We start from the raw sequence: 12,625 nt of genomic DNA, 5'->3' as shown, positions 1-12,625 counted from the left end.
GGCGGGCGGCGCACCGATGTTCGCCGCACGGCGTCAACGAACGGCTTTGACGTTCAGCTCGTTGATCATCTGCTGGGCGGCCTGTTCGGCAGCCTCGCGCAACGCATTGGTACGGGCGACGGTTTCGTTCGGGCCCAGGCCGGCGTACTGCACCGGGCCCACCGAAGAGACGGTGCGCGGGAAGCGGCCGGTCACGTCCAGCACTTTGCCGGTCACCGTGACGTACACGCGGGTATTGCCCGAGGCCGGATCGCGGTCACGCATGCCGATATCCAGGGTGCCGACCGCGATGTACGGAATGTTCGCGGCGCGGATGCCGTTGGCGGTATCACGCAGGGTGGCGGCAGACAGGTCGTTGCCGGTGCTGAAATCCTTGCGGATGCGATCGATGCTGAGCAGGCCGCCGCTTTCGCCTTCGACGTACTCCGCTTCAACCACTTCGTAGCCGGCGCTGCTGAAGGCACCGGTCATCGCGGTGTTGACCTCGGCGGCGTTGGCCACCTTCCAGCTGATGGTGTCGCTGCGCGCAGTGGTGCTGCCGCCGCTGGTCACCGACACCGAGGCGTTCTGGTTGACGCTGCCGTTGGTGCTGACCGAGTTGCCACGGAAGGAGTCGCCTTCGCGGGTGTTTTCGTCATAGCTGCGGCTGGCGTCAACGCGGCGGTATTCCTTGTCCTGGAACGACTGCACGGTGTCCTGCGAGCGCGCCATGAACAGGAAGGTCAGCAGCGAGCGTTCGTTGCTGCGTGCGCCGGCCACGGCCGAGCCGGCATCCAGCTTGGTCTGCAGCAGCGTGGTGTTGATCTCGGCGCGAACGCTGATCGTGTAGGTCTTGGCCTTCTTGTCCTCGTTCTCCGACAGGGTCACGGTGGAGAGCACGAAGCGGTCGATCTCGCCGATGAACTCCGGACGGCGCGACTCGAACAGGCGCAGCTTGGCCGCGCCCGATTCGGCGATATAGGCTTCCAGTGCGTTGACCTTGGCTTTGTTCAGGGCCTGGGCACGGGTATCGGCGCTCAGGCGCAGACCATAGCTGGCCGAGCCCATGCCGCGGGAACTGGCGGTCTGCGCCGCGACCGGCGCGGTGACCATCAATGCAATGAGAATCAGCAGTACAGCACGAATCAACGACATGACTTGATCAACTCCTGGAGGGCCTGGATCTGTTGTTGCAGGGGGCGTCCGCCCGGCTTCTGCTCATCCAGCCAGGCGCGCGAATCCGCCCGTTTGGCAGCAGCGCCAGCGAACGCATCAAAGCCGGCCAACACGGTTTCGTAGTTGGCCGACCACTGGTCCACCCGCCACTGCGTGACCGGCACCACCTTGGTGGCACCCTTGCGCAGGGGCTGGTCGAAATACACCTTGCCGGAGAAGGGCTCGGTCACCTTTACCTGGAAGAACGCGCCGAACAGCATCGTCTTCATGGCCGCGGTTTCATTGACGACGCCGCTCTTCATTGCGTCGAGCGTCAGCGTGACCACGTAATCGGGTTCGGGAATCTTGAGCTGGTACACCTTGCCGTCGGCAAAGCGCGCGGCCATCGCACCGCCGATCGCTTCCCCGGTGGCCGGTGGCAACAGGCCGATGCCGGTGTTGGACGACAGCGTCTTGGACAGCTCATGGGCCAGCGTGGCGCGCAGCGTGCCTTCCATCGCAGGGTCGGGCAGCTTGACCCGGGCCGCCTCGGACAACGTCACCCCACCCACCTGCAGCCGCCGCATCGAGGCGTTGGGAAGCTGCGCGTTGGCCAGGGTCTCTGCGAGTACCTGCGGCAGTGCGGTGGCAGCAGTGCCATAGAGCAGATCGGCGATGATCGCGTCGATATCCCCTTCGGACGGGCGGTCGTCCTGCAGGTCGATACGCTGCAGCGTCACCGGGTAGGAGGCGATGACCTGGCGCTCGCGGAAATCGAAGAACAGCGCCTGCAGTGCCACCTCCACCAGCACCTTGTACTGGTCGCCGATCGGCTCGACCGAGACCAGTTCACGGTCCAGCGCCGCGGCGAGCACGGTGGCGCTGGTGGTGCCATCCAGCTTGGCAAGCTGGTCGCTGATCAGCTGCAGGTGGGCGGGCGGCTGGCGGCGCAGGGCACTGGCGAGCTGGTGGTTCAAGGCCTCCGCACCGCGCCGGTCGATGACCCGGCTGCTATGCGGCGCAACCTCGCTGCGGGCAGCCTGCTCGCCGGTATAGGCGAAGCCAGCCCAGTACGCCTGCTGTACCTTGTCGGCCGCATGCGCGAACGGGGTGATGAGGAACACGCACAGCAGCATCCACGCGCGCATCGCGCGTAGCGGTTTCTTCCCTGACGGCATCAGCCTTTGTCCCTGTGGTTGCTGACCGGGGGTCAGCCCCAGTCATGCTTGTGAAGGGCGCAACGATAGCCGCAACCATGCAGACCGACAAGATGAGATTGCGTCAGCCTTGTGCCAGAGCCTCCGCGCGCGCCTGCAACAGCGCGCGTTCGCGGCCGTTGGCGGTCAGCGCTGCTGCCCGCTCGAACGCCGCCCGTGCGTCGGCCGCACGGCCCAGCTGGGCCAGCAGGTCGCCCTGCACTACGGCCAGCGGCGCATAGTCGCGAAGGCGCGCATCAGCGCTGAGCTGCTCGACCAGCGGCCAGGCCGCCGCCGCTCCCTGCGCACGCGACACGGCAACGGCCCGATTGAGGTCCACCACCGGCGAAGGCTGCACCTGCGCAAGCCGCGCGTAAAGCGCCGCCATCCTTGCCCAATCGGTGTCTTCGGCGCGGCGCGCCCGCGCGTGGCACTCGGCGATGGCGGCCTGCAGCACATAGGGATCCTCGCTGCCGCCCAGCGCCACCGCCTGCTGCAGGGCCGCCTGGCCACGGGCGATCTGCAGCCAGTCCCAGCGCGTGCGGTCCTGCTCGGGCAGCAGGATCGGGTGACCCGTCGCATCGGTGCGGGCAGCGGTGCGCGATGCCTGCAGCTCCATCAACGCGAGCAGACCCTGCACCTGCGGCCAGGCCGGCAGGCGGCTGGCCAGCACGCGGCCCAGCCGAAGCGCTTCGTCGCACAACGCCGGGCGCATCCAGTCATCGCCGGCACTGGCAGCATAGCCTTCGTTGAAGATCAGGTAGACCACCTCCAGCACCGAGGCCAACCGCTCCGGCAGCGCCGCCTGGCGTGGCACGTCGAACGGCACCTGCTTCTGCGCCAGCATGCGTTTGGCGCGCACGATGCGCTGGGCGATGGTCGGCTCCGGGGCCAGGAAGGCGCGCGCGATCTCCTCGGTGGTCAGCCCGCCGAGCAGCCGCAGCGTCAATGCCACGCGCGCATCGGCGGCCAGCACTGGATGGCAGGCGACGAACATCAACCGCAGCAGGTCATCGCCGATATCGTCTTCCAGCGCACCGCTGTCGTCGGGCGCCGGCAACGGCAGCGGCTCCAGCGCACTGCCGTACTGCGCATGCTGGCCGGCGACCCGCTGGTGCTGGCGCAGCACATCGATGGCGCGGTTGCGCGCGGTGGTCATCAGCCACGCTCCGGGATTGTCCGGCACGCCCTGGCTGGGCCAGCGCTCCAGCGCGGCCAGCCAGGTGTCCTGGACCAGCTCTTCGGCACGGCCGACATCGCCGCCAAGCAGGCGGGTCAGGCGGGCGGTCAGCACTGGCGACTCCATGCGCCAGATCGTCTCCAGTCGTTGCGTCAGTGCCGTGTCCATGCGGCTGATCAGACCACCGGTGCGAGGCGGGTACAAGCTGCGCGGCGGGGTGCCATCGCGCCCGTCCGGGCTCAGGGCTGCTTCATGCAGTTGACCATCCACGGCTTGCCGTAGCGGTCGATCAGAAAGCCCCAGCGATGGGCCCAGAAGGTTTCGGTGATCGGCATCTTGATCTCGCCTCCCTCAGCCAGTGCATTGAACACGCGCTCGGCCTCTTCGATCGAGTCGACCTCGATGTTGATCGTAGTGCTGCCCTGCCCCTCGGAAGATGGCCCATCGGCCGCCATCAGGATCGCCGACCCCACCTCCAGCTGGCTGTGCGCGACGTGGTCCAGCGTTTCCGGCGGCATCTCGCCACAGCCCTCCTGGCTTTCCATCGGTGGCATATCGCGGTACTTCATTTCCGAGGTGACCTTGCCGCCCAGCACCTGCGCATAAAAGGCCATCGCCTCATGGGTCTTGCCGTTGAAGCCAAGGAACGGAATCAGTTTCATGGGAATGCTCCAGGGATGTGGGATGGGTCAATCGTCGGTGCCGATCTGGTCGCGCAGACGCTGTTCCTGCGCCTGTAATTCAGGAGTGAAGGCCGCGCCGAAATCCTCGGCACTGAGAATCGGGCGGAGCTCGACCACATCGCCCGGCGCGAACGGGGCGCGTTTGAGCCATTCAGTGGCCTCGTCCAGCGAGCGCACCTGCCAGAGCCAGAACCCGCAGACCAGCTCGCCGGTGTCAGCGAACGGGCCGTCGATGACCCGCGGCGATTCGCTGCCGAACGCCACCCGGCGGGCACGCGAGGTCGGGTGCAGGCCCTCGCCGGCCAGCATGATCCCGGCCTGGACCAGCTGCTCGTTGTAGGCGCCCATGGCGCGGATCTCCTGCTCGGTGGGCAGTTGACCGGCCTCGGTAGCCGCAGTTGCCTTGACCAGTACCATGACTTTCACGGGGTTCTCCTGTGTGCCAGCCCGTAACCCGGGCCGTTCACTGGATACAACGTGCCAGGAGGGCGCAAATCGACACGCCGCAGGAATTTATTTTTCCGCCCCTGGACGGGGCGCCGCTGCGGCGCTGCAACACGTCACGGGCGCGGGCTGAGGCATCATGCGGTATCCCCCGCTCCTCCTGGTCCGGCCATGCAATTCCTGTTGCTGATCTACATCGACGAGGGTCTGCTGCAGGCCCTGCCAAGCGACGAATACGACCACCTGATGCACGACTGCCTGCAGCACGCGGACAGGCTGCAGGCCGAGGGCACCCTCGTGCTGGCGCAGAAGCTGGAACCGGTGGACAGCGCGCGCACGGTGCGCGTGCGCCAGGGCCAGACCCGGATCACCGATGGCCCGTTCGCCGAGACCCACGAGCTGCTGGCCGGCTTCAATCTCATCAACGCGCCGGACCACGCCGAGGCGATGCGCATCGCCCAGCAGTTCCCGTGGTCGCGTTTCGGCAGCATCGAGGTGCGGCCGCTGGCCAACATGGACGCTGAGCGCGTGCGCGTCGGCGCCTGATCCCGCTCAGGGCAGCAGCGTGACCTTCAGATCACGCGGCCCGATCGCCTCATTGCCGCTGTAGTCACGCGCACTGCCACGCAGGATGTAGTCGCCGGCGGGCAATGCATCGGGCTGCCAGCGCCCGGTCTCGACCAGCCCATCGCGCACGGTGTTGGTGACCAGGTAGCGGAACCGTGTGACCGCACTGCCATGCACGGTGATGCCACTGTCCGGCGCGTAGGCCACCCGGGTGGCGCTGTCCTCGCGCGGCATCCGGTTGAACACGATGTTGAAGCGCGGCTGCTCGTAGCCAGCCAACGGCTGGCCTTGGGCATCCAGCACCTGATAGCCGACCTGGTAAAGCCCCAGCCGGCGCCGTGGCAGATTGCGGTCCACCTGGTCCCACGCCTCCACCACGATCTGCACGCCAGGACCCTGGCGGGGGATCGCAACGCGGCCATCGGCACCGGTCTTGATCGGCTGATCCAGATCGTCCAGCACCGCCACGTCGGTGATGCGCGGCGCGAAGGTGTCGGCATAGCCGGTGAAGCCCAGCGCCACCGCATTGCGTTCGAACCCGCTGGCGCCCACGCTCAGGTGCACATGCGCCATCCGGTTGATGCTGCCCAGCGCCTCACCGGCAGCGAAACGGGTGCCGCGACGCACGCGGACGCGCTCGAGCTTGCCGTCCTCACCGAACAGCTGCTGCCAGCGCGCATCGAACGGCTGGTCGCGCGGATCGCGGCCGACCTTCATGTGGATGTACTTGAGCCGGCCCAGTGACAGCCCCTCGGCCTGGCCACCGACCGACCACGCCGCGAACGGCGTATCCACCTTGCCATCGGCAATCGCCAGCACCGGCTGGCCGACATCACCGCGGATATCGAAGCCGCCATGCAGGTGGTGGCGGCTCTCGCCCTTGAAGTCGCCACGCACTTCACCCAGCGTGCCGACCACCTCATGCCAGCCATCCTGCGGAGCCAACGGCCAGCGGCCAGCGGTGTTGGGCAACGGTGCGTCCGGCGCCGGGCCGATCAGCGCAGGCGGTGCGGTCGCTCCTGCCGCCAGCGCATGCAGCCGGTGCACACGGTAGGACGCGGCATCGGCCAGGTACAACCCACCGTCGGCATCCAGCGCGAGCGCGGTCGGCCGGGCGAAGCGCGGCTGCGGCGGTACGCCGGCCAAGGCCAGCTGATGACCCTGCGCCGAGATCTGCACCACCTTGCCGTTGATGTCGCTGGCGTAGATCACCCCGTCGTGGGTCACCGCCAACGACAGCGGACCACTGAGCAGGCCGCCATCGGCCACGCGGGTGCTCAGCGTGCCGTCCGGCGCGAGCTGGCGGATCGCGTTGTTGAACAGGTCGGCGATCAGCAGATTGCCCTGCGGATCCAACGCCAGCGCCACCGGCGTATCCAGGCGGGTGGCCGCGCCGATGCCCTCCACCAGCCCCGGGCGCTCACCACCGGCGACGGTATGCACCCGTCCATCGGGTTCGATGACGCGGATGCGGTCGTTGTAGGTATCGGCCACGTACACGCGGCCGTTGGCGTCCACCGCCACGCCCATCGGCCCATCGAAACGCGCCTGCGCGGCCGGCCCATCGACGAAGCCCCGCTGGCCATCACCGGCCAGCGTGCTCACGGTGCCGTCCACCGCGATGCGGCGGATCACGTGATTCCCGGTATCGGCGACGAAGACGTTGCCGGCCGCATCCAGCGCGATCGCGGAGGGCGTGTTGAACTGCGCCTGCAGGGCAGCGCCATCGCGCCAGCCCTCGCCCTGCCCGGCCAGGGTGTCCACGCGGCCATCGGGATGCAGGCGGCGGATGCGGTTGTTGTCGCCGGCATCGGCGATGTACACCACGCCGTGCGCGTCCACGGCCAGGCCGTACGGATCGGCGAAGCGCGCCTGGGCGGCAGGGCCTTCCGTGCTGCCGCCGACGCCGTCGCCGGCCAGCACGCTGATCTGCGGCGTCCAGCCCAGAGCCGTCGCCACCGGTCCCGGTGGCGGTGCCGGCGGCGCCGGTTCGCGCAGGAAGGTCCAGGCCAACGCTGCCGCCATCAGGGCGGCGATCAGCACCACCATCGTCCATCGTCCGCGCGTCATCGCTGTCCTTGCCTGCTGCTGTTCGGGACACGACCTTAGCCGCTCGCAGCGTGCCTGCAAACCCTGCACGGCGACAGCGATGTGTGTGGATGCCACGTTCCGGTTTCAATCGGGACTGTCGCCAAGGAAGGACGAACCGCCCTGAAGCACCGCCCCTACTTCGCCGGCGTCTCCACCTTGAACCCCATCGCTTCGCGGTAGCGCACGTACAACGCGCTGACCTTTTCCACATAGGCCAGCGTCTCGGCATACGGCGGCACGCCCTTGTAGCGCGTCACCGCACCGATCCCGGCGTTGTAGGCCGCGGCGGCCAGCACACGGTCGCCCTTGTAGCGGCGCAGCAAGGCCTTCATGTAACGCGCGCCGCCACTGATCGACTGCTCGGCCGAGAGCGGATCGGCCACGCCGTATTCGGTCGCGGTATCGGGCATCAGCTGCATCACGCCCTGCGCGCCCTTGGGCGAGATCGCACCGGCATCGAAATTGCTCTCGGCATGGGCGATCGCGCGCAGCCAGGCATCATCCACCCCGGTGGCTTTGGCTGCCGCCCTGAACTGCTTGGCGTGCCGGTTCAACTGCGGCGCGCCGACCTTGCCGAGGCCTTCGTGCGCCGGCTCGCCGGGTGGCGTGGCGACGGTGAACTTCAGGAACACCCGCGAGCCCGGCAGGTTGCGGGTGGAGTAGACCAGTGCACCGTCCTGCTCACGTTCGTACAGGGTGCCGCTGAAGATGCCCATGTTGCCCCACAGGTTGGGGGTCTGCACCGCGTTGTCGTCGATCTGCTGCGGGGTGCACTTGGAGCCCGGCTCGGGGGCGGTGGCCAGGCTGACCGTGTTGCTCTGCACGCAGCGATAGACCGTGCGCGCCGATGCCAGGCCAGGCAGCAGCAACGACACCAGGGCCAACGCGGCAGGCAGGGTCGGATTCATCAGGCTCGGAGCGGGGCACGGAAGGGTGCGGCGCGATCATCCGGCCGGGGGCGCGAACCGAAGGTGAATACCGGGCTGATCACCCGCGCGACCAGAGTGTCCGGCGGCAGGGAAGGGTGACGGAAACGGCCGGTTTCGTCCGCGCTCCGTCGTCGGCCAAGCCACCTCGCCGGGCGGCATCCCACCGCCCTGGTTTCAATCCCCGCGCACTGATGGTCATATAGCGGCTCGGGGCCGCGACCGCCCTGGCCCGCCGGGCTGCCATGGAACCCCCTTTCGACGAGGCATCGAGATCTGCTTGAACCGCGCCCGGATCATCGCCGTCACCATCCTGCTGGCCCTGCTCGGTGCCCTGGTGCCGATCGCCACCGTGCTGTACTTCACCTGGAGCCGGGTCAGCGAGTCCGAGCAGGTGCGCCTGCAGACCACTGCCGAGCGCACGCTGCAGCGGGCACACCGGTCATACGAAGGTGCGCTGGACACCCTGCGCGAGCTTGAGCAGAGCCCGCTGCAGGCCTGCTCACCCGAGCACCTGCGGCTGATGCGCCGTCTGGTGATGAGCACCCATTCGGCCGAGCAGGTGAGCTACTTCGAGAACGGCCGGCTGATCTGCACCTCCTGGGGACCGATGGACGCCGAGATCGTGCAGCCCACGCCGACGTACGTGACCGCCGAAGGTGCCGGCATCACGCTGGGCGTGCAGCCGCTGGCCGGCAGCAACCAGCAGCCGCTGATGGCCCTGAGCTACGGGCGCTACGACATCCTGATCGACCCGGCGCGGCTGGTCGACGTGATCGCCGACCCCAATGTGCGGTTGGCCGTCGCCAGCCCCGACGGGCGCCTGATCGCGCAGCAGGACATCCAGGACCAGGCGCTGCTGCAGCGGCTGCTGCGCGACCCGGCCAGCGGTATCGAAGGGCAGACGCTGTATGCCACCGCGCAGGACCAGGAATGGCTGGCCGTCGCGACGGCGCCGCGCACCGACCTGGTGGCGGCCTTCCGCCACCAGATCTGGCAGTTCATTCCGCTGGGTGTGCTCGGTGCGCTGGCGGTGATCGGCGGCGTGATCTGGCTGTCGCGGCGGCGGCTCTCGCTGCGCGGTGAGCTGGCCACCGCCGTGCGCAGGCGCGAGTTCTTCATGCACTACCAGCCGATCATCGAGCTGGACACCGGCATCTGCGTGGGCGCTGAATCGCTGGTGCGCTGGCGCCGTCCCGACGGCAGCCTGGTGCGGCCGGACCTGTTCATTCCTCTGGCCGAAGAGGCGGGATTGATCGAGGCATTGACCGACCAGGTGATCGATCACGTGATCGCCGACATGCGCGAGCTGTTGATACAGGACCGCACCGCACACATCGCGATCAATCTGGCCGCCGAGGATGTCAGCAGCGGACGGGCGCTGAAGGTACTGAGCGCCAAACTGCAGGGCACCGGCATCCATCCCCAGCAGATCTGGCTGGAGGCGACCGAGCGCGGTTTCATCGACATCCGCCGTGCGCGTACCAGCCTGGCCAACGCGCGCCGCATCGGTCATTGCGTGGCAATCGATGATTTCGGTGTCGGCTATTCCAGCCTGCAGTACCTGCAGCAACTGCCACTGGATGCGCTGAAGATCGACAAGTCGTTCATCGATGCGATCGGGACCGACAGCGCCACCAGTCCGGTCACCTCGCACATCATCGACATGGCCAAGACGCTGGGGCTGTTCACCGTGGCCGAAGGCGTGGAAACGCCCGCGCAGCTGGCCTACCTGCAGGCGCGCCAGGTCGAGTTCGGGCAGGGCTGGCTGTTCTCCAAGGCACTGCCGCCGGACGAGTTCGTGGCCTTCCACCAGCAGCGCAAGCAGCAGTACGGACAGGCGCCGGAAGACATGCAGAAGCCCGGCAACGACGAACCCGGCTGAGCCGACTGTCTATTCGGCCTCCAGCCCCGCCAGCGTCATCACCCACGCCGGTACCTGCGGCTCGCCAGCATAGAACGCCTTCGGCTTGTTCTCGGCCATGGCCCAGCGCTGGATCCAGCTGATGCCCCCGGCGCTGTTGTAGCCATCGGCATGCTGGTAGGCCGGATCCTGCAATGCGTCCTCCAGCGTGATGAAGCGATAGCCGCGCCGGCGCGTGGCTGCGACCAGTTCTTCCACGCAGTCCGCGCTGAGCGCATTGGCGTGGATCAACCACACCTGTGCAGGCAGCCGGCCCAGCAGCTGCTGCCCCTGCTGCTCGTAGTAGTCCAGCTTGTTGAGCATGTACGGCACGTAGCCGCGGCGCAGCTGGCGCAGGCGGGCCTCACGCGCGACCGGATCGGTCTCGGTATCACGCACCCGGTCGTACGCGAACGCCCAGATCCACTCGCTGTTGTCGACCGTTACCGGCGCGATCCGGTAGCCATGCTGCTGCAGGAATACGCCCAGCGCAGCACGTTCTTCCGGGGACTGCCCGGCACGCAGATACGGGTGCCGGAACCAGCGCGGTGCCTGCCCGGTCTCGGCCAGCAACGGGCGCAGCGTCACCTCACCGCGCAGGATGTCCTGCTCATACGCGGCCAGCCCGATCGCATGCAGATCGACATGGCCGAACGTGTGGTTGCCCAGCTCGAACCCGGCATCGCGCCAGTCGCGCAGCATCTGCACGCGCGCAGGTTGCACCCGTCCATCCACCTCGAGTTTGACCTCATTGACGAAGCCCACCACCGGCACGTCGGCCTGCTTCAGGGCCGCGATCAACTGCGCATGGCGCGCGGCAAGCGCGGGCTCTGCGCGTTCGTCCAGACGCTGCCAGGGCAGATCGTCGATGGTCAGCGCGATGCGCCGCTCCGGCTCCGCCGCGTGTGCGATACCGGCCAGGCACAGCAGTGCCAGTACACCCCATCGAAAGAATCCCTTGCGCACCCGCTGCTCCCATCGCGATACCCGGCCCCAGCATAGCGCCGGGTATCGCGCTCCACCTTGCCGGGTGCGGCGGCTGGGCTCAGTGCGTGATCGGCGCCCAGGCGCGCGGCTGGCGCAGCACCACCATCAACGTGGCCAGCAGCAGCACCAGCAGGACCACGGGCAGCCAGCGTTCACCGACGGTTTCCAGCATCACGCCGCCGACGATGCCCGCCAGTGCGATGGCCAGATTCCAGCCGGTCACCACGAAGGACTGCGCGATGTCCCCGGCCTCGTCCGCCCGGCGCGCCACGGCGGTCTGGAACAGCGTGGGAACGCCACCGAAGGAGATTCCCCAGACCACCGTGCCGATCACCAGCACCCACGGCGAGCCCGGCCACAGCCCGAACGCCACCGCCGAGAGTGCGAAGGCCACCGTGCTGGCGATCACCAGCGCGCGCAGCCAGCGGTCCACCAGCAGGCCGGTGATCCAGATGCCGACCAGCGCGGCCACGCCGAACACCAGCAGCAGACGATCCAGCCACACCGCCGCGCCGGACAGCGCCGCAAACGGTTCGATGTAGGTGTAGAGCACGTTGTGCGCCAGCACGTACAGGAACATCGTCAGCAACGCGGTGCGCATGCCGCGCAGCCGCAGTACGTTGCCCAGCGGCTGCTGGGCCGCCGCGCCCGGGGCTGGCAAGGGCGGCAGCACCAGCCGCGCCCACACCAGCAGGCCAACACTGAGCAGCGACATCAACCCGAACGCCCAGCGCCAACCGATGGTCTGGCCCAGCAGCGTACCGGCCGGAATGCCCAACGACAGTGCCAGCGGCGTGCCCACCATCGCCACGGCGATCGCGCGGCCCTGCAGCTGCGGGACCACCATGCGGCTGGCATACCCGGCCACCAGCGACCACAGCAGGCCAGCGCTGATGCCCGCGCAGAAGCGCGCGACCAGCATCAGCCCATAGTGGTGCGTCATCGCGGTGATGGTGTTGACCACCACGAAGCCGGCGATCGCGGTGAGCATCAACGGGCGGCGCGGCCAGCGCCGCGTCAGCGCGGTCATCGGCAGTGCGGCGACCAGCGAGCCCAAGGCGTAGATGGTGACCAGCTGGCCGACCAGCGCGCGGCTGACGCCGAGATCGGCGCTCATCGGCGAGAGCAGGCCGGCCGGAAGCGCCTCGGTGAGGATGGTGATGAAGCCTGCGCAGGCCAGGGCGAGCAGCCCGCCGAAGGGCAACCGGCTGGCGGCGTTGGGCAGGGGGACGGCGTTGGAATCGACCGCGTGCCCGCTCATGGGCGCGCCTGGGTGGGGGCCACATCCAGCGGGCGCGTGGGGTCGCGGAGGTAAGGGAAGGAGGACATGGCGGCGCCGAGAAGTGAGGGAGCGCCACGGTAGGCCGTGAGTGTTCAGCGAAACAGCCGGTTGGCGCTCCGCACATTCCGGAGCCGCGAGGCCGCAATCGGCAAGGCGCGCTCCCTGCAAGGTCTTCGGCCCCCACCGCCCCCGCGCACCACAGTGTTGCGGGCCGATGCCGCCGCCTCCTGCC

General features: G+C 68.3%; 11 protein-coding genes. 2 read left to right on the top strand and 9 right to left on the bottom strand.

Annotated elements, in window-relative coordinates; all coding sequences use genetic code 11:
* Window positions 1–33: 33 nt before the first annotated feature.
* The 5 genes from ACWV8V_RS15810 to ACWV8V_RS15790 all read right to left on the bottom strand — a co-directional run bounded on the left by ACWV8V_RS15810 (window position 34) and on the right by ACWV8V_RS15790 (window position 4,619).
* Entirely contained in the window at window positions 34–1,134 is a 1,101-nt protein-coding gene (locus ACWV8V_RS15810; RefSeq protein ID WP_121042405.1) for a hypothetical protein, read from the bottom strand.
* Window positions 1,125–2,282, bottom strand: a complete 1,158-nt coding sequence (locus ACWV8V_RS15805; protein ID WP_455900305.1) for a hypothetical protein — start codon at window positions 2,280–2,282, stop codon at window positions 1,125–1,127. The genes ACWV8V_RS15810 and ACWV8V_RS15805 overlap by 10 nt, the downstream gene beginning before the upstream one ends.
* Window positions 2,283–2,415: 133 nt before the next feature.
* Window positions 2,416–3,678 (bottom strand): RNA polymerase sigma factor, encoded by a 1,263-nt coding sequence (locus ACWV8V_RS15800; RefSeq protein ID WP_346467240.1) that lies wholly within the window; start codon window positions 3,676–3,678, stop codon window positions 2,416–2,418.
* A gap of 71 nt (window positions 3,679–3,749) precedes the next feature.
* Window positions 3,750–4,172, bottom strand: coding sequence for a VOC family protein (locus ACWV8V_RS15795; protein WP_455900191.1), 423 nt, complete (start codon window positions 4,170–4,172; stop codon window positions 3,750–3,752).
* Window positions 4,173–4,199: 27 nt separating this feature from the next.
* Entirely contained in the window at window positions 4,200–4,619 is a 420-nt protein-coding gene (locus ACWV8V_RS15790; RefSeq protein WP_259261694.1) for a YciI family protein, read from the bottom strand.
* Window positions 4,620–4,808: 189 nt separating this feature from the next.
* On the opposite strand from ACWV8V_RS15790, the gene ACWV8V_RS15785 reads away from it, so the two are divergent.
* Complete coding sequence (locus tag ACWV8V_RS15785; protein WP_455900190.1) at window positions 4,809–5,183, top strand: YciI family protein; 375 nt, start codon at window positions 4,809–4,811, stop codon at window positions 5,181–5,183.
* A 6-nt stretch (window positions 5,184–5,189) separates the two neighbouring features.
* Here ACWV8V_RS15785 and ACWV8V_RS15780 read toward each other — a convergent pair whose 3' ends face one another.
* Together ACWV8V_RS15780 and ACWV8V_RS15775 are read right to left on the bottom strand one after the other, a co-directional pair.
* Complete coding sequence (locus ACWV8V_RS15780) at window positions 5,190–7,274, bottom strand: SMP-30/gluconolactonase/LRE family protein (RefSeq protein ID WP_455900189.1); 2,085 nt, start codon at window positions 7,272–7,274, stop codon at window positions 5,190–5,192.
* A 155-nt stretch (window positions 7,275–7,429) separates the two neighbouring features.
* A complete protein-coding gene (locus ACWV8V_RS15775) occupies window positions 7,430–8,203 on the bottom strand; it encodes a lytic transglycosylase domain-containing protein (protein WP_455900188.1) in 774 nt (257 codons plus the stop codon).
* A gap of 298 nt (window positions 8,204–8,501) precedes the next feature.
* Between ACWV8V_RS15775 and ACWV8V_RS15770 the strand changes: the two genes are divergently transcribed.
* Complete coding sequence (locus tag ACWV8V_RS15770) at window positions 8,502–10,106, top strand: EAL domain-containing protein (protein ID WP_455900187.1); 1,605 nt, start codon at window positions 8,502–8,504, stop codon at window positions 10,104–10,106.
* Between the two features lie 9 nt (window positions 10,107–10,115).
* Here ACWV8V_RS15770 and ACWV8V_RS15765 read toward each other — a convergent pair whose 3' ends face one another.
* Together ACWV8V_RS15765 and ACWV8V_RS15760 are read right to left on the bottom strand one after the other, a co-directional pair.
* On the bottom strand, window positions 10,116–11,090 hold the full coding sequence (locus tag ACWV8V_RS15765) for a polysaccharide deacetylase family protein (protein WP_455900186.1): 975 nt from the start codon (window positions 11,088–11,090) through the stop codon (window positions 10,116–10,118).
* A gap of 79 nt (window positions 11,091–11,169) precedes the next feature.
* Window positions 11,170–12,372, bottom strand: a complete 1,203-nt coding sequence (locus ACWV8V_RS15760; protein ID WP_259261689.1) for an MFS transporter — start codon at window positions 12,370–12,372, stop codon at window positions 11,170–11,172.
* Between the last annotated feature and the right edge of the window lie 253 nt (window positions 12,373–12,625).

This window comes from Stenotrophomonas sp. Ker107b (assembly GCF_053847245.1).
This window is presented reverse-complemented; position numbering and strand designations above follow the sequence as displayed.